The sequence below is a fragment of the uncultured Arcobacter sp. genome, from assembly GCF_937982575.1.
GTDB lineage: Bacteria > Campylobacterota > Campylobacteria > Campylobacterales > Arcobacteraceae > Arcobacter.
This window is the reverse complement of sequence record NZ_CALJLR010000019.1, coordinates 111,229-134,587: the sequence shown is the minus strand read 5'-3', so window position 1 is coordinate 134,587 and position 23,359 is coordinate 111,229. Positions and strand designations below refer to the sequence as shown.

The following is a 23,359-nucleotide window of genomic DNA, read 5'->3' as shown; positions in this document are numbered from 1 at the left end:
ATCTCCTTATGCAGCTATTTTAGTAATTCTAATTTTTGTAAAGCTTCTTCTGAAACCTTTTTTTAACTTAGAATCTTTTCTTCTTCTTTTTTTGTAAATAAGAACTTTTCTGTCTCTATTTGCACCAGTACCGTCTAATACTACTACAGCTTCTACTTTTGCAGAAGAAATAGCATCACCACATTTTAACTCTCCATCGTTTACTGCTAAAACATCAGTAATTTCTAGAGATTCTTTAGCAGCTTTTCCAGTATAGTCGATATCAATCATATCACCTTCTGAAACCTTATACTGCTTACCACCACACTTTATAATTGCATACATATCTTTTCCTCTAACTTATCAATTCTTTAGTAACTTTTTCATTTAACGGGACGGAATGTTACCAAAGGTTAGTTTAAATTTAGTTTAAGCGAAAAAGCATTACATGTTAATTACGTCATCACTTGCAGCAATTACATCAATCTCAACTAAGACATTTTTAGGTAATGTTTTAACAGCTACCGTACTTCGTGCAGGTTTATGTTCACCAAAGTATTCTGCATAAATCACATTTACAACACCAAAATCTTCCATATTTTCTAAATAAATTGTAGCTTTTATAACTCTTTCTAAAGAGCTATTTGCTTCGGCAAGTACATTTTGTAAGTTTGTCAAAACTTGATGTGTCTGTTTTTTAATATCTCTTTCAACTAATTGACCCTCAGCAGTAAGAGCAATTTGACCAGAAGTATAAACTAAACCATTATATTTAAGTGCTTGTGAATAAGGCCCAATTGCAGCAGGTGCAGCCTCAGTTTGAATAATTTCCATATTAGTTTCCTTGATTTTTTATTATTTTACTTTAAAAAAAGTTTTATGAATATTAATTTTATAGATTATATGCTATTAATTTTCCACTTTTTAACATTGCTATATTATCTTTTATTTTTCTAATTAGAGAACTTTTTTCATTGAAAGTATAAGTTTTATCATATAAAACTTCATTTAACTTATTTGAGTAAAATTTTCCTAATAAAACTAGAAGTTCTGCATTTAATCTTTCATCTTCATAATCTTCTAATCTCTCATTTAAAAGTATTGAGTTTAATCTATCATCATTTATATTATCCATCAATATTTCAAACTCACTTTTATGATATTCAAACATTGAAGCATCTATAACATCTAAAACCCTTGAAAGTCTTTGCTTATCATTTAGAATTGCTTTTATAATACAAAGCTCCCCAATATTTACCTTTGATAACTCAAGATTATTATTACTTTTTACTGTATTTTTTTTTACTTTTATTAAATTTTCTCTAATATTTAGCTTTTGGGCAATATACCTTGAATACTCATCATGATAAAGAGCATTTAGAGTATTTAAAAACTCATTAACATCTTGTAGGGCTTTTTGTTTATTTTGAGGGTCATTTAAATCAAATTGAGAAATTATATGATCAATAGCAAAAGGAATAAATGGTTTTGGTTTTGAAAATATTTTATTTAACTCTTCTATCTTCCCATCTTTTACCATATCTGCTGGGTCAAAACCTTTTTCAAAAATAATAACTCCACCTTCAAAATCATTGTGTGCCATAAGTTGAGAAGCCTTAAAAGCAGCATTAAGTCCTGCATTATCTCCATCATAGGCAACAATTACTTTTGGCTCACCACGTTTTAATATGGGTAAGTGTTCTTTTGTAAGTGCAGTTCCAAGTGTTGCTACTGCATTATCAAATCCAGCTTGATGTAACATAATTACATCTAAATACCCTTCTGTGATAATTATCTCTTTTCGTTTGTATATTTTCTCTTTTGATAAGTTATACCCATAAAGGAGTCTTGATTTGTTGAAAATTTTAGTTTGAGGTGAATTAACATATTTTGCATTGTGTCCTGTTATTGTTCTTCCACCAAAACCAACTAAAGCACCATTTAATGAATAAATTGGGAAAGTAATTCTCTCAATAAACCTTGCATATAAGCCATTTGCTCCTGAATCTATAATTCCTAACTCTTTTGCATCATTTAGATTTAAAAAGTTTGATTTCAGATAATTTATTGTCTCTTGGGAAGTTGGGGCATATCCTATTTCAAACTTCTCAATAGAAGACTCAAATATCCCTCTTTCTTTTATATAATCTTTAGCAACCATATTAGATACAAAGTTTTTCTGATAGTACCTATTTATCTCTTCTATTGCTTTTGTATCTTGTTTTTTTTGTTGGGTATCATCATAAACTAGTGAAAAGTTATTCATACTTGCTAATTTTTCTATAGCTTCTGGATAAGAAAGTTTTTCATATTCCATTACAAATTTAATGGAATCACCTCCAACACCACAACCAAAACAGTGGTATATCTGCTTTGCAGGACTTACTACAAAAGAAGGCGTACTCTCTCCGTGAAAAGGGCAACAAGCTTTAAAGTTTGCTCCTGATTTTTTTAATTGTAAAAATTGTGAGATTGTGTCAACTATGTCAACATGGTTTTTTAAATTTTCTATTGAATCTTTGTTTATCATGGAAAAGATTATACAATTTAATCTCTTTGATTTTACAATTTAGATTTTTATATGTTCAATTATGATAATATTAATACCAAAATAAAAAACAAGGTTTAATAATTGCAGTTAGCATTTGAGTATAGAGATCCTCTTTTTGGAATAATTGTTCTTCTATTACTTATCTTTGTAATCTCATTTTTAACTTACACTTTTGGTGCCTATAAAGAAAAAGTTGCAAGAAGAGAGTACCGTAAACTTCTAAAACGTTTTGAATTAGGAAAACTAAAAGAAGAAGATTATGTACACCTATATAAAACATATAACCTCCCCTTTGACTCTATTTTACTTTTAGCTTCAACATTTTTGCACAAGGGTGATTATACAAGAGCTATAACAGTTTATTTGGCACTATTAGAGCATGTAAAAGACAGAGTAAAAAAAGAAGAGCTTTTGGAACTTTTAGGTTCAACTTACTTTAAAGGCGGATTTTTACAAAGGTCAAGAGAGATATTTTTAAAGATTTTAAATTTTTCACCAAGAAATAGTGAAGCTTTGAAGTATCTACTTTTGATTAATGAAAAACTAAAAGATTATGAAAAAGCCTTAGAGGTGATTAATTCACTTGAAGAGCTTGGTATTGACACAATTAGAGATAGAATTTATATTGAGACATTGATTATTTTAAATGATCCTATTATCTCTTTTGATAAAAAAACAGAAAAACTCTATGCCTTTTTTAAACTAAACAGAATCGTGGAAAGAATGCTTTTAGAATATTTATTACAATACAATAAAAACTTCTTTTGGGAAAATATTGAGAAGTTCGATATTACCAAAATATTAGATTTACTTTGGTACTTAGATTTCAATGATATTGATTTTGATAAAGTTGAGAATAGTCCCCTATTAAAAGAGTTATATAATGCCAAGGGGTATTTAAATAATTTAGAAAAAAGTGATGACTTTAGTTTTGGAATATTAATATTGATTAATCAAAATGAAGCAAACATAAATGCTGATTTAAATTTTGAGTTTTTATGTACCTCTTGTAAAAAGACTCTTCCAATTTATTCAACAAGATGTCCCCACTGTCACAATACATTAACATTTAAAGTCAAGCATAATTTAAATAAGGGAATAAGTGAAAAAAATCAATCTTTACAGTGATGGTTCATCTTTAGGAAATCCAGGTCCTGGTGGTTATGGAACAATCTTAGAGTTTAATGGTAAGAAAAAAGAGCTAAGTGGTGGTGAAGATAACACCACAAATAATAGAATGGAATTAAAAGGGGTAATTGAAGGCTTAAAAGCTTTAAAAGAGCCTTGTGATGTTCATATTACTTCTGATTCTACTTATGTAGTAAAAGGAATAAATGAATGGCTTAGTTCGTGGATTAAAAATAACTGGAGATCATCAACAAAAAAACCAGTTAAAAATGATGACTTATGGAAAGAGTACGCTGAAGTTTCACAAAGACACAAAATCGTAGCTTCTTGGGTAAAAGGTCATGCTGGACATGAAGAAAATGAAAGATGTGATATACTTGCAAAAGATTTTGCACAAAATATAAAGGACAAAAATGAATGATTATGCAAATTTAGAAAAGTGCCTGGATTATCAGTTTAAAAACAAAGATCTGATAGTCGAAGCACTTACTCATAAAAGCTTTAAGAAACCATACAATAATGAAAGATTAGAGTTTTTGGGTGATGCAGTTTTAAATTTAATTGTTGGTGAATACTTATATAAAAAGTTTCCAGCTTCTAATGAAGGGGATTTATCAAAAATACGAGCTTCACTTGTAAATGAAACAGGTTTTACAAAATTGGCAAATGAGATAAAGCTTGGCGATTATATTTATCTTTCAGTTGCAGAAGAGAGAAATAAAGGAAGAACAAAAGCCTCTATCTTATCAGATGCTTTTGAAGCAATTATGGGGGCTGTTTACTTAGAGTCTGGCTTAGAAGTTTTAAAGCCAATTATTTTGACACTATTAGAAAAATCTTATGATAAGATTAATTTAGATGTCTTATTTAGTGATTATAAAACAGCACTTCAAGAGATAACACAAGCAGAATTTGGTTCAATTCCTGAGTATAAAATAGAAGCTTCTTATGGACCAGATCATAAAAAAGAGTTTGAAGTATCAATTTGGATAAATGATAAAAATTATGGACAAGCAATAGGCAAAAGTAAAAAGTTAGCTCAACAAGCCGTTGCAAAAATAGCATTAGATACGTTAAAAGGTTAAATAACAATGAATAGTTTTGGACAAAAGTTTCGATTCTCAACTTTTGGAGAGAGTCATGGAAATGCATTAGGTTGTATTGTTGATGGAGTTCCTGCAGGAATCAAAATTGATGAAAGATTTATACAATCTGAAATGGATAGAAGAAAACCAGGTAAAAATGAGTTTGCAACAGCTAGAAAAGAAGGCGATAAAGTAGAGATTTTATCAGGTGTTTTTGAAGGACAAACAACAGGAACACCAATTGCAATGGTTATATTTAATGAAAATCAAAAAAGTAAAGATTATACAAATATAAAAGATCTTTTTAGACCAGGACATGCTGATTTTACATATTTTCATAAATATGGAATCAGAGATTATAGAGGTGGAGGAAGAAGTAGTGCAAGGGAAACAGCAGCTAGAGTAGCAGCTGGTGCTATTGCAAAACTATTTTTAAATGAAATGAATGTTGAAGTAAGAAGTGGAATTTATGCCATTGATGGTATAGAGTCCTCAACTTTTGATTTTGAATATGCAAAAACTTCAGATATCTATTCACTTGATAAAAATAAAGAAGACTTCCAAAAAGAGGCAATTTTAGCTGCTAAGAACTCTCATAATAGTGTTGGTGGAGTTGCACTTGTAAATGTTAAAAATGCTCCTATTGGTTTAGGTGAACCACTATATTATAGACTTGATGCACAAATTGCAGCTGCTATGATGGGAATAAATGCCGTAAAAGCAGTAGAAATTGGCGATGGAATAGAGGCAAGTAAAGTAAAAGGTTATGATAATAATGACCAAATAGATGCAAATGGATTTAAAACAAACCATTCAGGTGGAATTTTAGGTGGAATATCAAATGGCGATGACATCAATGTAAAAGTTTTCTTTAAAGCGACACCTTCTGTATTTATAAAACAAGATAGTATTGATATACATAATAATGAAGTATCATGTGAACTAAAAGGAAGACATGACCCATGTGTTGCAGTTCGAGGCTCTATTGTAGCTGAATCAATGATGGCATTAGTTATTGCTGACATGCTTATTTTAAATATGAGTAGCAATATAAATAATATTAAAAAAGTTTATAATTAAAAGATATTAAAGCAAAGGTTTTGTAATATTACTTAGCCTTTACTTTGGTTAAGTTGAAAGGTTGAAGCTGGTTTATTCCAGCTTTTTTTTTGATTTATTTTTTAGGTATTTTGATTTAAAAATTTTGTAAAAACCGAAATAGTACTAAAATATGATAAAGTGGTTTTTACAAAATAAAGGGGCGCTTATTAAAATTATTCTCCTGAAGGGGGATAGAGAAATAAGATTAATAATGTATGTTATTTGTTAGATTTCAAATAAACAACAAAGGAGCTAAAATTTATAAATACTGTAAAAATATTCATTTAAATTTTACTTTCTAACATTAATGAACATATGACAGGAATTATAACTACATTTTGAGCATATGTCAAGTATATTATGCTAGAATATTAAATAAATTAAGGTAAGCAATGGCAAGAGATAAATTAAAACGAAAATTAGACCTTGTACCAGTATGTAAATACTTTGGTCCAAAGGATATTGAAGCAAAAGAAGATATAGTATTACTACATGAAGAGTTAGAAGCAATACACCTTATGGACTCATTTTGTATGTATCAAGAAGATGCTGCTAAAAAAATGAATGTATCAAGAGCAACCTTTGCTAGAATTGTTAAAAGTGCTAGAAAAAAGATTTCACTTGCATTAGTAACAGGAAGTAATATCAAAGTTCATGAAGTAACAAATGAGTTTCACCTTGCTGTTTGTTCAAATTCAAACGAAAAAATAGATTATGCAAATGAAGATTCACAATACATTTGGATATATTTTATAAAAGATTATAAATTAAAATCTCAAAACTGTATAGTAAATCCAGCATTTAATAATGACGATGAAATAGCCTGTAACTTATTGCCTGAACTTTTACATGATTATAAAGTAAACTACTTCTTAATCAAAGATATAGATTATGACTTAAAAATTTCGCTTATTGCAAAAGGGATTTACCCTATTTTACAAGATTGTGTTGATTTAGACACAATGGTTGATATTTTCCAATAAATCTATTTTTTTAGTTCAAACTTCAACTCTTCAAGTCTTGCTATTCTATCTTCAGTTGTTGGGTGTGTTCTAAATAGATTTCCAAATTTTATATCTCGTCCTGAAAAAGGATTTATTATAAACATATGTGCAGTCTCTTCTGTGGCCTCATTTATTTGTCCTCTTTGGGCATAAGATTCTAATTTTGACAGAGCACTTTGTAAGCCACCAGGATCTTTTGTAAGCCTAGCTGCTCCTTCATCTGCTAAAAACTCCCTACTTCTACTAACTGTCATTTGTATTATAGAAGCGGCAATAGGCAAAATAATTGCCATAAGAATCATAACTATAGGATGAGCACCTTGTCTATTATTTCCACCAAACATAGCCGAAAATTGCATAAAATTTGCAATCATAGCAATAGCCCCAGCAAAGACTGCTGCTATTGTTCCAATTAAAATATCATAATGTCTTATATGAGATAACTCATGTGCTATAACACCCTCTATTTCTCGCTCATTTAATAAATCAACTAAACCTTGAGTAACAGCAACAGCTGCATTTTGATGATTTCTTCCTGTTGCAAAAGCATTTGGAACTCTATCGGGAATTAGATAGACCTTAGGCATAGGAAGATTTGCTTCATAGGTTAATTTTTCTACAATTTTATATATGTAATTTTTTCTATCTTCAATAATAACTGCGTTGTAGTGTTTTAATACTTGCTTATCAGAATAATAGTATGCATAAAAATTCATACCACCTGCAATTAAAAATGCAATAAGTGCACCATTAGCACCGCCAAATGAGAATCCTATAAAAACGAATAAAACAGTTAAAAGTGTTAAAAAAAAGACTGTCTTTACTTGTTCCATGTTTCTTCCTTAGTAAAATTATATTAGTATTCTATAATCTTTTATATAAAAGGAAAAACATATGAAAAAATTATATTTATTAAGACATGCAAAGTCTTCATGGGAAGATTCTTCTTTAAAAGATATTGATAGACCATTAAACAATAGAGGGAAAAATCAAGTTAAATATATGAAAGAGTTTGTTTTAAAAAATAATATAAAACCAGATTTGATTCTTTGTAGTACATCAAATAGAACTAAACTCACTGTTAATGGAATATTTGATAAGAAAAATTGTGTTTTTATAGATAGTTTGTATCATGCAAGTAGTACTGAAATAATGGGTATAATAAAAAAAGTTGAAAAACAAATAGACTCTTTGATGATAATTGGACACAATCCGGGACTTAATGAATTTGCTTATGGACTAATAAATTTTGAAAATAATATTCAAACTGCAAGTCTTATTGAAATAGATATTTTAATTGATGATTGGAAAGATTTTCATAAAAACGACTCAAAATTTGTTTCATATACTAATCCACCAAAGAAAAAGTAAAATATTTTGTAATTTTTTATATTATTTCTAGGAAAATTTACTTAAAATAATAACAATAAGAGAATTGGATTAAAAATGAAAACACTTTATATAATGAGACATCCTCAAAAGCAAGTAGCAAAACCAAATCAAGATGATTTTGATATTAAATTATCACAAGAGGGAATAGAAGAAGCAAAAAGAATTGCACAAAATTTGAGCTCTTTAAATATTAAGCCTGACTTGATTGTTGCAAGTCCGGCAAATCGTACAAGAGAAACAGCTGAAATAGTCTCTGAAATATTGAAATATGACAAAAATATTATGTACAACGAAGTTCTTTTTCAAGCCTATGTAAATGAGCTAATAGAAACAATATCTTATACTTTTGATACAGTAAATGAGATGTTTTTGATAGGTCACAACCCTTCTTTAACTGCACTTACTATAACACTTGATGTTTACAGAGAAGAGATAAAACCAGGGGAAGTCTTAAAAGTAGAGTTTGAAACAAATTCTTGGATAGATATAGGTAAAGAGAATGCAAAATTTATTTGGATAGAAAAACCTGATTATAATAACTTCTTAAAAATCTAAAAGTTTTCCAGCTAAATTGCCACTTGAAAAAGACCATTGGAGGTTATACCCTCCACATGGTCCATCTAAATCAACAACTTCACCACAAAAATATAGCCCTTTTATAATCTTACTTTGCATGGTTTTTGGATTTATCTCTTTTAAACTAACCCCACCCCTTGTAATCATAGCTTGTTTAAAACCAACATGATCAATGATTGTTAAAGGAGTTGAGACAAGATTTTTTATAAGTTTATCTCTTACTTGCCCTGATAAATCTTTAAACTTCTTATTCGTATCTGCTTTGCTTAAAATACAAAGTTCATTTGCAACAGACTCGGGAATAAGTGTACTAATATTTTCTAAAATAGTTGAGTCAGGATTTGCTTTAATCTCATTGTTAATATGTACCCTAACCTCTTCTTCATTTTTGCCTTTAATCATATTGATTAAAAGTGGAACTTCTCCATATTTTTCTAAAAAAGGTGTAACTTCCCGTGAGAAATCTAAAACAACAGGACCTCTAATACCCTTGGAAGTAAAAATCAAATCACCAACAGCTTTTAGTTTTTTTGCTTTTGGTAAATCTATTCTTAGTTCTGCTTTTGCTATAGTATCAGCTTTACAAGAAGCTACCCAACTCTCTTTTGATATTAAAGGTAACATTGCAGGATATAAATCAGTAACTCTATGACCTAACTCTTTTGCAAAAGTAAATCCATCACCATTGGCTCCAAGCATGGGATAACCCAATCCTCCAGTTGCTACAACAACATTAGGACTTAAAAACTTTTCATCCAAAGTTTGAACACCAACTATTGATTCATCTTCAAATAATAGAGTCTGGGCTTTTGTATTACATCTAACTTCAACTCCCACACGAGTAAGTTCATCTTCTAATGCTTTTATAATAGTAGAAGAGTTGTGAGTAATAGGAAATACTCTAAATCCATCAGGGATATGAGTCTCAACACCTATTTCTTTAAAGAAGTTCATTAAGTCTTTATAATCAAAAGCAGTTATAGCATCCATCATAAAACGACCATTGCGACCAAAAGAGTTCATAAAGTCAGAATTATCAAGGGTATTTGTAAGGTTACAGCGTCCACCACCTGTAGCTTTTAGTTTTGGACCCAGCTTTTCTTGCTGTTCAAGTAATAGTACGCTCTTGCCATCCCTAGAAGCTTTTATACCAGCAATCATCCCAGCAGCACCAGAACCTATTACAATCAAATCATAAGTTTTCATTTATTTCCTATTATTCTAAACTACTAAAAATTGCCGAGGTATAGATTTTTAGTGCAATTCAAGGCAGAGTAATTTCTTTGCGATTGAGCGTACAATTAGTACGTGATTGAGTAAAAAAATTACTCTAACGCAGAAGTGTGCAAAAAGCTATACCTCTACAGCTATTTTCCGAGGCAGAAGGCTCCAAACATCACATCCAACATCTGGTCATTTTCATATGGCCTTGTTATTAGTGAAATATTCTCAATAGCTTCATGTATATGATGTGCAAAAAACTCTAACTCACCAGTTTGTAGTGGCATTCTTGATTCTAGTATATGATGTAGTGTTTTTTCCACCGCATCTACTTGTCTTTTAGATATCAAAGTCATATTATCATCATGGGAATTATTATCTAAAATCTTTTCAATTCTTTCAATCAAACTATTAATACTATTTTTTGTACTTAGTTCTATATAGTCATCTTTTAAAGCAGACTTGTCAAACTTTGATTCCAAATCAATTTTATTTAATACAACTAGTTTTTCTTTATTTTCAATCTCATCTAATATATTTATGATTTTTTTATCTTCACTATCACAAACTTTTGAATTATCAAATAGTGAAATAATAATATCAGCTTCATCTACTGCACTTAAAGACTTCTCTATACCTATTTTTTCAATTGTATCACTAGCTTCTCTTATACCTGCTGTATCAACTATCTTGATAATGTGAGTTCCTATTTTTACTGACTCTTCTATTGTATCTCTAGTAGTTCCTGCAATATCACTGATAATTGCTCTATCAAAGTTTAGAAGTTTGTTTAAAAGTGAAGATTTTCCAACATTTGGTTTACCTATAATTGCTACTTTAAAACCTTCTATTAGACCTTCTCTTCTTTTACTTGATTCAAGTGTATCTGATAATTTGACAACTATTTTTTCTAACTTTCTCTCTATTTGTTCAAAAATATCTTCAGGTAAATCTTCCTCTGCATAGTCAATATTAACTTCTGTGTATGCAAGCATAAAAAGTAAATCTTCTCTAATATCATTTACAAAATTTGTAAGTTCACCTTTTAGTTGTCGAGCCAATAATTTAACGGCATCTTCACTTCTAGCTTCAATAAGTTTTGCTATTGCTTCTGCTTTTGATAAATCTATTTTATTATTTAAAAAAGCTCTTTTTGAAAACTCTCCTGGATTTGCCATTCGACACCCAAGTTTAATAAGCTCATTTAATATGATGTTTGAAATAGCAATACCACCATGACATTGAAACTCTACAATATCTTCACCCGTAAAAGAGTGTGGATTTTTAAAATAGATTAATAGTGCTTCGTCTATAATTTCATCATTGCTATTATAAACATTTGATAGAGTTGCAAGTCGTGGTTTTAGGATTTGTTTTTTTGAAAGAGCTAAAGCAAAAGGTAAAGCATCTTTACCACTTACTCTTATTATTGAAATAGAACCAATTCCATTGGCTGTTGCAATTGCAACAATTGTATCTAGTGAGTCCATAGACAATTAATTACTTCTATACTCATTTACTAATACGTACTTATCACCTCTAACATTAGTTTTAACAGCTACGTATTTATTAGGAAACTCTTCTCTTAATCTTTTTAAAGCAATATGAACCAAAATACCATCTAAAGGTTTAGTTTTGTATGTTCCTGTTTCATTGATTGTTTCAATTACAGGGATTAAGTAGTTATATATTGCTTCTTCTTGATTTTTCAAAAATTCTGCAACTTCAAGTCTTAACATAAATCCATATTTTTCATTTATCCAATTGAATAAAATATATGATAAAGCTTTATATCTATACCCTTCTTTACCTATTAAAAGAGCTGAATCTTTACCACTAAACTCTACGTATAAAGTCTCATCATCATGAAAGTTAACTTCTATTTCGTCTATTTCATAACAAGTATTTAAAAATAAGTTATTAATATCTTTTTTTACTTCAGAGATGATTTCATCTCTATCTTTTTTTATTACTATTTTTGATATTTCGTCTTTTTGATTGTTTTCTGTATAAAAGTTATCAAAGATTTGTTCTTTTCCTTCTACGTTAGGAACTTTTGTTGTATTTTGAACTGTTTGTTTTTTTACTTCTGATTTTGATGTATTTGCGATTTTTTCAGATACATCTTCTATATTTATATTTGATTTTTTATATCGGGTATCTTTGTATTTTTTGTTTTCTCTTCTTTGTCTTCTTTTTAATTGAGCAGTTGCTATGGCAGTTTTTCTACCAAAGCCAAGAAAACCTTTACTTGGCTGTTGGATTATTTCTATTTCTAAATCAATAATGGAACAACTAAATTCATTTGATGCTAATTCATATACTTCTTCTAAAGTTTTTGCTTCAAATTTTTTCATATTTACTTCCTATTTTTTAGCTAGTTTTTTCTCTTCTACTTCTACTGTTTTTCTTTTTTCAAACAGTTTATTAATATAAAATTGTTGAGCAATTGTAAATAAGTTATTTATAAACCAGTAAAGAGTTAACCCTGCTGGGAACCACAAGAAGAAGAATGTAAAAATCACTGGTAAAAATTGGAAAATTTTTCTTTGTGTTTCATCTTGTAATGTATTTGGTGTAATTTTTTGTTGTAAAAACATAGTTGCACCCATCAATACAGGTAATACAAAATATGGATCCATCTCTGCTAAATCGTGAATCCAGAAAATCCACTCAGCACCTTTTAGTTCAATTGCATTTAATAAAACTCTATAGATAGCAAAGAATACTGGGATTTGCATAACTAATGGCAGACATCCACCCATAGGGTTTGCACCATGTTTCTTATACAGTTCCATCATATGAGCTGATTGTTTTTGTTTATCATCTTTGTATTTTGCTTGAATATCTTTGATTTTTGGAGCTAATTCTTTTAGCTTTTGCATTGATACCATACCTTTGTATGATAAAGGATAAAGTACAAGTTTAATTAAGATTGTAGCTATTACAATAGTCCATCCCCAGTTACCTACATAACTTTGAATAAATTGTAAGAATAAGAACATTGGATTTGCAATAAAAGTAAACCATCCATACTCAATAACATCAGTTAACTCAGGATTTAAAGCAGTTAATGTTTTGTGCTCTTTAGGTCCAGCATATCCACTAAAAGAAATAGATGCATTTTCAGAGTGAATAAAACCTTGTGGGTTTGATTCTTTATCAGGCATAAGTGATACTTGGAAAGTTTTTTCAAAGTTATAAAGTACAGTTGTATAATATCTATCAAAGGCACTTAAGAATTTAGCCCCTGTATATGTTTTTGATTTATCAGAGTCACCATCAACAGTTACGTCTAAAGTACCATCAACTAGTTTTACAATTACACCATGGTCAGCATACATATCAGCTAATACATTTGGTCTAAATCCTGATGTTATAAAAAACTGTTTGTTATTTGTTGCTTTTGCTTTTAAATCATAATGACCATCAGCATAAAAAGTAAATGTTTTAGTTAAAACTGTATCTTTTAATACTTGTGTTAAAACAAGAGTTTGTGTATCTTTTGTTGCATCAACAATAACAGAACTTGCAGTTACTGGAACTTTAAAAGCTTCATTATTTATAGTTGAATCTGCAAATCTAACTTCTAAAGGTCTTAATTGATCTGCTTCAAAAAGTTTGATATGAGAACCATCTTCTGTGATATATTGTCTCTCTAAAAGAGTAACTTGTGCTATTCTACCTAATTTATCAATTTGGATAATATTTTTACCAGTAGTAACAGTTGAAACTATATCATTTGCTATAATTGCTTTTGTAGATAAAGCATCAACTATATTTGAAGGGCTTGATATATTTGAAGCTGGAGCAGATTCAGGATTTGCGCTATTTTGAACCACTTGTGGAGCACTATTTGCTTGTGTACTTTTCTCTTGAGCTACTTTAGCAGCTTGTGCCTCTTTTTGAGGTTTTAAAACCAAAAATTCATAAGCTACAAAAAATACAAAAACAACTAATGTCATTATTAACATTCGCTTTTGCATACCCTGATTATTATTTAAATTATTCATTATTCTTATTTCTCTCCCAATTCTTTACTACAAAGTATTTTTTATCATTAGTTGGTATATACCAATATTTTACTTTGATTTTTTTATGTATGACAGTTCTACGCGGGATTTTATTAACTATTGGATAGTCAATTCCTCCTTCAAAAAGCTGGTTACATTTTAATATCCGTGTTATTGTAAAATAAATACCCTTAAAAAAAGAGTTATTTTCCATCTGCCATAGTCCATATTCTGAACAAGTTGGGTAAAATCTACAACTTCCATATGTATAAGGTGAAATAAATTTCTGATAAAACTTAATTAGATATTTAAATACAAAGTTCATTTGTATAGGTTTAGTCGTTTAAAAGCAAAGTTAAAATCTTTTTGTAATTGCACATATGACTTCTTTAATAACTCATCTTTTGCTACAAAAATATATTTGCCTGTTATGATTTTTTCTTCATTTTCCAAAACTATAGCTCGTAGTCTTCTTCTAGCTTTGGCTCTGCAAACTGCATTTCCTACTTTTTTTGAAGTAACAAAGGCAATACTTAGATTTTCACTAGAACTAAAAAAAGCGACAAAAGATGGCGTATGCCATTTTTTGCCGCTTTGATATAGTTGTTTAAAATCTCTTGAGCTATTTAGTCTGTATTGTTTGCTTAAACAGCTAATCTTTTTCTACCTTTAGCTCTTCTTCTTGCAATAACTTTTCTACCGTTTTTAGTAGACATTCTAACTCTAAAACCGTGAGTTCTCTTTTTTGGCGTGTTATGCGGTTGGTATGTTCTTTTCATAGTGTCATTCCCTTTTTAAAATTCAAGTTGCGGATTATAGTTAAAGTTAACTTAAAATTTCTTTATATTAAGCCAGGATAAACCTTTCCTAAAACTATATTTTTGCTATTACCTCATCATTTTGAACATCAAATACAACTTTACTTCCTGATTTAATTTTATCTTCCAATATCAAATCAGCAAGTTTATCTTCTACTATTTCATAGATTGCTCTTTTTAGCGGTCTTGCCCCATATACTGGGTCAAATCCAACTTTTGCAATAAACTCTTTTGCACTTTGGCTTAACTCTATTTGGATATCTTTATCTTGTAACTTTTTCTTAATATCATCAAACATTATAGAAACAATATTTGTAATTGAGTCTAATCCTAATTGTTCAAAAATAATTATATCATCTAATCTATTTAAAAATTCTGGTCTAAAATAGTTTTTTATTTCTAAAAATACCTCATCTTTTCTTTTATCTTTATCTGATATTTCTATAATTTTACTACTTCCAATATTTGAAGTTAAGATAATAATTGTATTTTTAAAATCTATTGTTACACCTTTGTTATCTGTTAATCTTCCATCATCAAGAACTTGAAGTAAGATATTAAATACATCGGGATGAGCTTTTTCAATCTCATCAAATAAAATCACACTGTAAGGTTTTCTTCTAACAGCCTCTGTTAACTGTCCACCTTCATCATAGCCCACATATCCAGGAGCTGCACCTATTAGTCTTGAAACAGCATGTTTTTCCATATATTCACTCATATCAAATCTTATAAGTGATTTTTCATCATCAAATAAAAACTTTGCTAAACTTTTTGCACTCTCTGTTTTACCAACACCTGTTGGTCCTAAAAACATAAAAGAACCTATTGGTTTACTATCTTCACTTAGTCCCGCTTTATTTCTTTTGATTGCTCTACTTATTGCTTTTAGAGCTTCATCTTGTCCTTTTACATCCTCTTTTAATACCTTTTCAACCTCTAGAATTCTTTGTTTTTCACTACTTAGCATTTTATTTACAGGAATTCCAGTCCATCTTGAAACTATACTTGCAATTGCATCTTCATCGACACTATTTCTTAAAAGTGTCCCCTCTTCTTGCATGATGTTCCATTTTTCTTCATTTTCTTTCACTTGTTTTTCTAACTCTGGTATTTCCCCATACTCTATAGAAGCAGCTTCTTCAAATCTTGATTCTCTTTTTGCCGCTTGAGCTTTTGTTTTAAGTTCATCAATTTTTACTTTTAATCCTGAAGCTTTATTAAATGTCTCTTTTTCATTTAAAAATCTTGATTCTAAGGCTCTTTGTTCTTCACTTAGATTTGCTAACTCTTTTTCTATTTCATCTATTCTTTGAGTATTCTTTTTAGATTTTTCCATCTTTAAAGCTTCTTTTTCTACCATCAAAGTCTGAACAGCTCTTTTTACAGTTGATAAAACTATTGGCTCACTCTCAATTTGCATTTTAAGTTCTGCTGCTGCTTCATCAATAAGGTCAATGGCCTTATCTGGTAGAAATCTATCAGAGATATATCTATCACTTAATTTTGCAGCTGCTACTAGTGCACTGTCATTGATAGTTACACTGTGAAAAGTCTCTAGTTTCTCTTTTATACCTCTAAGTATCTGTAAAGCTTCATTTACACTAGGTTCATCTACAGAGATTGGTTGAAATCTTCTTTGCATAGCTGTATCTTTTTCAAAATACTTTCTATACTCTTTTAATGTTGTTGCTCCTATTGTATGTAATTCACCACGTGCAAGTGCTGGTTTAAGTATATTTGCAGCATCCATACTTCCTTCGCTAGCCCCTGCTCCAATGATAGTATGTATCTCATCAATAAAAAGTATAACATTTCCAGCTTTTTTAACTTCATCTATTACTGATTTTAGTCTATCTTCAAATTCACCTCTATATTTTGCTCCTGCTATTAAAGCACTCATATCAAGTGTTACCACTCTTTTATTTTGTAAAGATAGTGGAACATCCTTTGCTACTATTCTTTGAGCTAAGCCTTCTGCAATGGCTGTTTTACCAGTTCCAGGTTCCCCTAAAAGTATAGGGTTGTTTTTTGTTTTTCTTATAAGAATCTGCATCATTCTTTGTATTTGTTCATCTCTTCCAATTACAGGGTCTAGTTTTCCATCTATAGCTTGTTGGTTTAGGTCAATTCCATATTTGCCTAAGGCTTCTAAGTTTTCATCACCTGAAGCTGAATCAATAACACTTCCACCTCTTATGGCTTCAAGTTCTTTTTTTGCTTCTCTTAAGTCTATATATTTACCTAATACCTCTTTAAATACTTTATTATCAAGATTTGCTATTAGCCATGAGTCAATAGCAATAAATTTATCCCCAAGTGTAGCCATTTGTCCTTCTGCTTTTTGTAGCGAATCCAAAAATGCTCTACTTAGTTTTATATTCTCTTTTGTAACTGATGAAACAGTTGATAAAGATGAAGTATATGATTTTGCTTCTAGTACTAAAGCTGTTTTGTCTATATTCATTTTATTTAATAATTGGTTTAGTACTGAGTTGGTATTTGTTAACAGTGCCCAAAGCATATGTATAACTTCAACTTCTTGATTTTTATTATGTAAAGCTAAAGCAATAGACGAATCAATGCTTTCTGCCATTTGGTTTGTTAGTTTTTCAAAAATTTTATTCATAATTAGCACTCCTTTAATTTAACTGCTAATAAATTATAGCACCTTGAGTGTAGTTTTGTCAAGTGTTATTTTTATTTTCTTTCATATTTTTTACAATATAATTAGCTAAACAGAAAGGAAATAGATGTTGTGTGGTATAGATGAAGCAGGAAGAGGTCCACTTGCTGGCCCAATGGTTGTAGCTGGAGTTGTTTTAAAAAACCCAATAGAGGGATTAAATGATTCTAAAAAACTAAGTGAAAAGAGAAGAGAGAAACTTTTTGATGAGATAATAGCCAACTCTTTTTATCATATAGTATTTACAGATGCAAAGACTTTAGATGCTCTTGGCTTGTCACTTTGTTTAAAAAACTCTATAGAAGAAATTATGACTAAATTAAGTGCAAGTGAATACCTAATGGATGGAAATACCTCTTTTGGAATAGAAGAGTTAAAACATGAGATAAAAGCAGATGCAAATTATCCTGAAGTTAGTGCTGCTTCTATTTTAGCAAAGGTAAGCCGTGATAGATATATGGTTGATATTGCAAATAGCTATCCAAACTACAAGTTTGAAAAACACAAAGGTTATGGAACAAAAATTCATATAGAGATGATAAAAGAGTTTGGACGAAGTGAAGAGCATAGATATAGTTTTAAAACAAAAGGTATAGATTACTAAAATAAGTGCTATAATTTCACAAAAAATTTAGTAGGTTATATGACTGCACCTTTTGATATAAAAAAACTTGAACTTACTCAAGTTGGCAATAATGTTTTTTGCCCAAAACACTGGCTTGATACTATTGTTCCTGAGAGTATGAAAATACTTCCTAATCCCTATTATGAAGCCCCATTTATATATGAAAATATTGATTTTAATTTTTCAGGCATGAAAAGTTTTGTAAAAAACCATGAAGATGAATCAAAAAAGATAGGGATAATTAGTACAGACGATGGGGTTGTTCTTCCTAAAAAAAATACACAAATAAGAAATACATATAATATCATCCCCAATGAGACTTTTATAAAAGAGTATAATAGATTTTTTGAATCACAAAGAAATAAAATAGAAGAATTTTTCAATGTCTCTCTTATGCAATCAATTGAACCACAAATACTTATTTATAAAGATGGCTGTTTTTATAAAAGACACTCTGACAACTGTAGTGAAATAGTTGACTTAGACAAAAACATTATTGAGTTCAATCCAGTAGCACCTGCAAGAATTATCACAACTGTTTTATTCATCACTACAAGTGTAAAAGAGCCAAAAGATGAATTTGAATTTAGTGGTGGAGAGTTAGTTTTTGATTTCTTATTTGATGATAAATTTAGAAAACTATCAATCAAACCTAAAGAGGGAGACTTTGTCTCTTTTTTAAGTAATCCCTACTTTTCACATAGTGTAAAAAAAGTAAAAAGTGGTATGAGAGTATCTATTGTGCAATGGCATAATGCCATTGTACACTAATCAATATCTTTTGGTAGACGTTTTAAGTTTTTCAAATATTTGTATTTATCAGCTTTTGTATAAAGGATTTTTATCTCTTTAACATCTCTTTTTGATGTTGATTCATACTCTATATAATACTCACCATGCATACAAGTAAAAATAACTGATGTTTTAGAAACTGTTGATTGAACACACTCTTGTAAATCATCTGCTGAAAAAAGTGTACTTACTAATAATGTTAATATAAATATATATTTCATTTTGAAACCTCTCCTATATGTTTTTCTATGGACTCTATTTTTGATTTTAATCTATTATCATGACCTTTTCTAATATCAAATGTTAAAGTAGAATAAACCCTATTGCAACCATTTGATTCTAAAATATTATAACACTCTTCAACAAGTTTTAAAGCTTGCCCTATTTCATTTGTTTCGATTATTGTTCCCATTGAAGTTAGTTGATATGTATAGCCACTCTGCCTTATGAGGCTTATAACTTGAGCTACATATTCACTTTTACTCTCGCCTTGGTCAGTTGGGAACATCGCCATTTCTAATAATACTGACATCTAAACTCCTCCTAAACTTCTTTTTCTACTTTGTTTTTACCACTATTTTTAGCAGCATATAAAGCATGATCAGCCCTTGAAATGACTTTTTCTATTGTATCATCTTTTCTAAATGTAGCAACACCAAAACTTGCTGTTACTGAGCCTTTTACAAGATTGCTTAACTCAAGGTCATCTTCAAAACTTGCTCTTATTTTTTGAGCAACTTGAAAACTTTGTTCTACATTTGAGTCATTTAATAAAATTAAAAACTCTTCTCCACCCCATCTTGATATAGTATCACAATCTCTAATTTGAAGATTTAAAATTACTGCAATTCTTTTTAAAACATTATCCCCAACTAAATGTCCATAGTTATCGTTTATCATTTTAAAATTATCTATATCAAAAAATATAACTGACCTAGGAATATTATCTCTTTTAAAAAGCTTAAGGGATTTTTCAAAATATTCATTAAAGTTTCTTCTATTTGGTAAGTGAGTCAAACTATCATATGAAGCTAAGTTTTCCAATTTCTTATTGTAAGTTCTAATTGTATATAAAATTATCATTATAATAATTGCTGTTATAAGCAAAGATATTAGAAGATTGGTATAAAAAGTTTTTTCTAACTCTTTTGTAAACTTATCTAATTCTGCTTCTACAAACAGATATAGCTTTAACTCTTTTATATATTTAGTATTTAAAATATATGCTTTTCCATTTTTTTTGTACTCAATAACTTTAGAGTTTTCAATCAAACTAGCTTTATCTAGGTTTAGGTCTTTTATATTTCTGGCTTTGCCTATATCATTATTTTCTTGTTCTGAAAGTACAATATTTCCATCTTTATCTGTAAAAAAAACATTGAAGTTATATTTGAGTCTAAAATGTTTTAACATATCATCTATATATGAGATTTTTATTCCAATTCCAGTGGCACCTAAGTAGTGAAAGTTGTCATCGAAAATCTTATAATTAATAAACATAATTAAAGAATCCCCTAGGTATTTATTAAAATCTAAATTTATCTCATAATTATCTTGAATATCTCTGAATTTAAAATACCATTCATTATTTGGATTTTCTTCTTTTATCTTTTCAAGTAGACCTTTTGAGGTATAGTAGTTACCTGTTTTTTGCGAAACTAAAAAAGTGCTAAAAACATTATGTCTATTTTTAATACTCTCTAAATATCTAGCTATTTTATTAGTTTTACTTTCATCATGGATTATCCAATCTTTTAAAAAGGTATCATTTGCCATCATTGAAGATACTAATGTTGGTTCTATTAGATTTCTTTGAACTTCTGTGTATATATTATCAATGGATAAAGGTAGTGAACGCTCTTTTAACTCTTCTTGTGTTTCATTGAGTGACTTCATATAGTTTAAAACTGAAGAACCAATTGAAAATGTAATAAGTAGAAAAGTAACTATAAGTACAACATAGTTTTTAAAATTCATATATTATCCTATTTTTTTATTCTCTATTAAGGGGCAAAGATATCTTAAAGTTTGCACCTGTATATTTTACAGACTCATAGTTTAAATTTACATTTTTTACTTTTATAAAACCATCCAAATGCTTAACAACAATTTCTTGAGTCATATATAAACCAATCCCGGTACCTTGTGCCTTGTGCTTTGTTGTAAAATATGGTTCAAATACTTTTTGAATTATTTCTTCACTTATTCCACCTGCATTGTCAGTTACACTAATTATTACATTGTCATATTTTTTATAAATTTTTACAAAAATTAATTTTTTAGATCTACCATTTTTCACTAAAACATCATGTGCATTGTTAAAAATATTCATTAAACATTGTACAAGTTCATTTTCTAAAGTAGTACAATATATGTCTTCACAATCTTCTATTATCTCTATATTCAAGCTATCAAATTTTGATTTTAAGAGTTTGATAGTATTTTGATATACTATTTTTATATTACATTTTGTTCTTACTTTATCTTTGACAAAATACTTTCTAAAATCTTCAATTGTATTAGATAAGTATGTTGTATTATCAATGATATTATCTAAACCAGTTGTAAGTTTATTACTATCTAAAAGGTTATAATCATTCTCTAATTTCATTCCCGTAGCACTTGTTGAAATAGCAGATAAAGGTTGTCTCCACTGATGGGCAATATTTTCTATCATCTCTCCCATTGCAGCCATTTTTGACTGATTAAATAAAAGCTTTGATTGTTCTTCAATTTTTTTATCTTTTTCATATTTTTCAGTTATATCTTGCAGTGTTCCAATAACAATAGTATTACTCTTTTCAATAAAAACTTCACTTTGATTGTTTACCCATTTTATTTTATTCTTTATTTTTATTCTGTGAGTAATTTCATGGGATTTTTTATCTTTTAATAACTTTTCAAAAACAGTATTAACTCTATTTTTATCATCATTATGAACAAAAGATAAAAATAGCTCATATGAGGGTTTTTTTCTATTTTTATCTATTTCAAAGATTTCATAAATTTCATCTGAAAAGATTATCTCATTAGTATCAAAGTTATAACTCCATGAGCCTATTTTTGATATTTTTTGTGCTTTTTTTAGATTTTCTTGACTTTGAATTAACTTTTTTTGGTCTTTTTTTATTCTTCTTTGGATTTTATAAAAAATAATTGTTGATAAAAGTATCATCACACAAGAGAAAATCAACCCCCAAAAAAGTGAATTACGAATCAAACTATCCAAATATTCACTTGACTGTTTATTTAACTTTTCTATTTGTGAAATTAAGTCATCAGGATAAAATCCGCAAGCAATTACCCAATTCCACTCTTTATTAAGATAAAAATATGTATATTTTTCTTTATGCTCTTTAACTCCTGGTTTTTTATACCAATACTTTAAAAAGCCCTCTCCTTTTTCTCTTAAAATCTTTAAATACTCTTTTCTATATAAGTTTCCCTTTGAATCTCTTACTTCATCATCTAATACTTTTCCAACTAACTCTTTTCGATTTACATTAGCTAGCATTGTTGCATAACTTTTTCCACCATTTATATTATGCACATCGAGTATGAATACATATTTATTCATATCATTATTTTGAGATACTTTTTTGATAAAATCATTTTTAAATTCATTTATTGCATCATCTATGTATTCGCCTGTTCCTACTAAGATATCAAGTGGTTCAAAATATTTAACTGCAACTATCTTTAAAAACTTTTTCTTTTGGTTATTTGGCTTGTAAAAATGATATTTTACAAAACTAACTTCATCTTTTTTGAGACTTTTTCTTATTTTTGTAGATAAACTTACATTATCCACATCAAAGATATTGCTTGTACTTTTCCCAATCATCTCTTTTATGGGGTGTTCTATTAACTGGTCATTTTTATCAAGAATATAATAATATCCTCTATTTTTATTATAAGACAAAAGAGATAATCTCTCTGATAAAATTTTTACAATTTGTTTTTTGGATAAATTTTTATTCTCTTTAAAAATATTTTCTGAAATTTTTATAGCAGTGTTTATTTTTTCTTTTAGTTCTTCTTTTATATTAAATTCTATTTTATTGTTTTGAATTTTTATTTCACTATTTAAGTATTGTACTTTATTGTATACAGATTTTTTTTGAATATCGAAGTATTCAACTCTTTTATCTTTTATCTGCTTTTCTAACTGTTTTTTTGTTAGGTGAATGTTATAAATAGTTATACTTATTATAAGAAAAATTATTATTAAAATTGGTAAAAATATTATCTCAAATATATAGTTCTTTTGTTTTTCCATCTTTAGCCTTAAAATACACATGTATACTACAAAAAACAATAGAAATAACAACTTAATTTATATTTCTAAAAAGAAAAAATTTAAATAAAATATTAAACAATATTTCAAT

General features: G+C 28.8%; 25 protein-coding genes. 9 read left to right on the top strand and 16 right to left on the bottom strand.

All coding sequences use genetic code 11. The annotated features are described in order from the left end of the window. Positions 1-6: 6 nt before the first annotated feature. From rplU to dnaG, 3 genes are all read right to left on the bottom strand, one after another. The gene (rplU, locus tag Q0617_RS11865) at positions 7-324 is read right to left on the bottom strand and encodes a 50S ribosomal protein L21 (RefSeq protein ID WP_013136153.1); all 318 of its coding nucleotides are present in this window, start codon (positions 322-324) and stop codon (positions 7-9) included. Between the two features lie 99 nt (positions 325-423). Beyond that, positions 424-813: a RidA family protein gene (locus Q0617_RS11860; RefSeq protein ID WP_298753520.1), complete on the bottom strand. Its 390-nt coding sequence runs from the start codon at positions 811-813 to the stop codon at positions 424-426. A gap of 58 nt (positions 814-871) precedes the next feature. Further along, positions 872-2,509, bottom strand: a complete 1,638-nt coding sequence (dnaG, locus tag Q0617_RS11855; protein ID WP_298753518.1) for a DNA primase — start codon at positions 2,507-2,509, stop codon at positions 872-874. 102 nt (positions 2,510-2,611) lie between these two features. On the opposite strand from dnaG, the gene Q0617_RS11850 reads away from it, so the two are divergent. From Q0617_RS11850 to Q0617_RS11830, 5 genes are all read left to right on the top strand, one after another. Continuing rightward, entirely contained in the window at positions 2,612-3,658 is a 1,047-nt protein-coding gene (locus tag Q0617_RS11850) for a tetratricopeptide repeat protein (RefSeq protein ID WP_298753517.1), read from the top strand. Beyond that, positions 3,633-4,079: a ribonuclease HI gene (rnhA, locus tag Q0617_RS11845; protein WP_298753516.1), complete on the top strand. Its 447-nt coding sequence runs from the start codon at positions 3,633-3,635 to the stop codon at positions 4,077-4,079. Before Q0617_RS11850 ends, rnhA begins: the two co-directional genes overlap by 26 nt. After that, positions 4,072-4,743 (top strand): ribonuclease III, encoded by a 672-nt coding sequence (gene rnc / locus Q0617_RS11840; RefSeq protein WP_298753515.1) that lies wholly within the window; start codon positions 4,072-4,074, stop codon positions 4,741-4,743. The genes rnhA and rnc overlap by 8 nt, the downstream gene beginning before the upstream one ends. Positions 4,744-4,749: 6 nt before the next feature. Beyond that, positions 4,750-5,823 carry a chorismate synthase gene (aroC, locus tag Q0617_RS11835; RefSeq protein WP_298753514.1) on the top strand — a complete coding sequence of 358 codons (1,074 nt, stop codon included), beginning with the start codon at positions 4,750-4,752 and terminating at the stop codon, positions 5,821-5,823. Between the two features lie 413 nt (positions 5,824-6,236). Beyond that, positions 6,237-6,827: a DUF134 domain-containing protein gene (locus Q0617_RS11830; RefSeq protein ID WP_298753513.1), complete on the top strand. Its 591-nt coding sequence runs from the start codon at positions 6,237-6,239 to the stop codon at positions 6,825-6,827. Between the two features lie 2 nt (positions 6,828-6,829). Here Q0617_RS11830 and htpX read toward each other — a convergent pair whose 3' ends face one another. Next, positions 6,830-7,681, bottom strand: a complete 852-nt coding sequence (gene htpX, locus Q0617_RS11825; protein WP_298753512.1) for a zinc metalloprotease HtpX — start codon at positions 7,679-7,681, stop codon at positions 6,830-6,832. 61 nt (positions 7,682-7,742) lie between these two features. On the opposite strand from htpX, the gene Q0617_RS11820 reads away from it, so the two are divergent. Beyond that, positions 7,743-8,219, top strand: a complete 477-nt coding sequence (locus Q0617_RS11820) for a histidine phosphatase family protein (RefSeq protein WP_298753511.1) — start codon at positions 7,743-7,745, stop codon at positions 8,217-8,219. 75 nt (positions 8,220-8,294) lie between these two features. Continuing rightward, positions 8,295-8,795 (top strand): histidine phosphatase family protein, encoded by a 501-nt coding sequence (locus Q0617_RS11815; protein WP_298753509.1) that lies wholly within the window; start codon positions 8,295-8,297, stop codon positions 8,793-8,795. Here the strand turns inward: Q0617_RS11815 and Q0617_RS11810 are convergent. The 8 genes from Q0617_RS11810 to Q0617_RS11775 form a co-directional block, all read right to left on the bottom strand. After that, positions 8,784-10,022, bottom strand: coding sequence for an NAD(P)/FAD-dependent oxidoreductase (locus Q0617_RS11810; protein WP_298753508.1), 1,239 nt, complete (start codon positions 10,020-10,022; stop codon positions 8,784-8,786). The genes Q0617_RS11815 and Q0617_RS11810 overlap by 12 nt on opposite strands. Positions 10,023-10,183: 161 nt before the next feature. Continuing rightward, positions 10,184-11,527, bottom strand: coding sequence for a tRNA uridine-5-carboxymethylaminomethyl(34) synthesis GTPase MnmE (gene mnmE / locus Q0617_RS11805; RefSeq protein WP_298753507.1), 1,344 nt, complete (start codon positions 11,525-11,527; stop codon positions 10,184-10,186). Positions 11,528-11,533: 6 nt separating this feature from the next. After that, complete coding sequence (locus Q0617_RS11800; RefSeq protein ID WP_298753506.1) at positions 11,534-12,394, bottom strand: Jag N-terminal domain-containing protein; 861 nt, start codon at positions 12,392-12,394, stop codon at positions 11,534-11,536. 9 nt (positions 12,395-12,403) lie between these two features. Next, positions 12,404-14,050 (bottom strand): membrane protein insertase YidC, encoded by a 1,647-nt coding sequence (yidC, locus tag Q0617_RS11795; protein WP_298753505.1) that lies wholly within the window; start codon positions 14,048-14,050, stop codon positions 12,404-12,406. Continuing rightward, on the bottom strand, positions 14,043-14,375 hold the full coding sequence (gene yidD, locus Q0617_RS11790; protein WP_298753504.1) for a membrane protein insertion efficiency factor YidD: 333 nt from the start codon (positions 14,373-14,375) through the stop codon (positions 14,043-14,045). The genes yidC and yidD overlap by 8 nt, the downstream gene beginning before the upstream one ends. Beyond that, entirely contained in the window at positions 14,372-14,707 is a 336-nt protein-coding gene (gene rnpA / locus Q0617_RS11785; RefSeq protein WP_298753551.1) for a ribonuclease P protein component, read from the bottom strand. Before rnpA ends, yidD begins: the two co-directional genes overlap by 4 nt. Next, positions 14,695-14,829, bottom strand: a complete 135-nt coding sequence (rpmH, locus tag Q0617_RS11780) for a 50S ribosomal protein L34 (RefSeq protein WP_013136169.1) — start codon at positions 14,827-14,829, stop codon at positions 14,695-14,697. Before rpmH ends, rnpA begins: the two co-directional genes overlap by 13 nt. A 94-nt stretch (positions 14,830-14,923) precedes the next feature. Next, entirely contained in the window at positions 14,924-17,497 is a 2,574-nt protein-coding gene (locus Q0617_RS11775; protein WP_298753502.1) for an AAA family ATPase, read from the bottom strand. 124 nt (positions 17,498-17,621) lie between these two features. Between Q0617_RS11775 and Q0617_RS11770 the strand changes: the two genes are divergently transcribed. Beyond that, on the top strand, positions 17,622-18,158 hold the full coding sequence (locus Q0617_RS11770) for a ribonuclease HII (protein ID WP_298753501.1): 537 nt from the start codon (positions 17,622-17,624) through the stop codon (positions 18,156-18,158). Between the two features lie 39 nt (positions 18,159-18,197). Next, positions 18,198-18,950 (top strand): 2OG-Fe(II) oxygenase, encoded by a 753-nt coding sequence (locus Q0617_RS11765; RefSeq protein WP_298753500.1) that lies wholly within the window; start codon positions 18,198-18,200, stop codon positions 18,948-18,950. On the opposite strand, the gene Q0617_RS11760 is transcribed toward Q0617_RS11765, so the two are convergent. From Q0617_RS11760 to Q0617_RS11745, 4 genes are read right to left on the bottom strand one after another with little or no spacing between them, the layout of a single operon-like run. After that, positions 18,947-19,192 (bottom strand): hypothetical protein, encoded by a 246-nt coding sequence (locus tag Q0617_RS11760; RefSeq protein ID WP_298753498.1) that lies wholly within the window; start codon positions 19,190-19,192, stop codon positions 18,947-18,949. The two genes, Q0617_RS11765 and Q0617_RS11760, sit on opposite strands and share 4 nt — an antisense overlap. Further along, a complete protein-coding gene (locus tag Q0617_RS11755) occupies positions 19,189-19,503 on the bottom strand; it encodes an MTH1187 family thiamine-binding protein (protein ID WP_298753497.1) in 315 nt (104 codons plus the stop codon). The genes Q0617_RS11760 and Q0617_RS11755 overlap by 4 nt, the downstream gene beginning before the upstream one ends. A gap of 11 nt (positions 19,504-19,514) precedes the next feature. Continuing rightward, positions 19,515-20,948 (bottom strand): sensor domain-containing diguanylate cyclase, encoded by a 1,434-nt coding sequence (locus Q0617_RS11750; protein ID WP_298753496.1) that lies wholly within the window; start codon positions 20,946-20,948, stop codon positions 19,515-19,517. A gap of 16 nt (positions 20,949-20,964) precedes the next feature. Continuing rightward, complete coding sequence (locus tag Q0617_RS11745) at positions 20,965-23,250, bottom strand: cache domain-containing protein (RefSeq protein ID WP_298753495.1); 2,286 nt, start codon at positions 23,248-23,250, stop codon at positions 20,965-20,967. Positions 23,251-23,359: the final 109 nt, after the last annotated feature.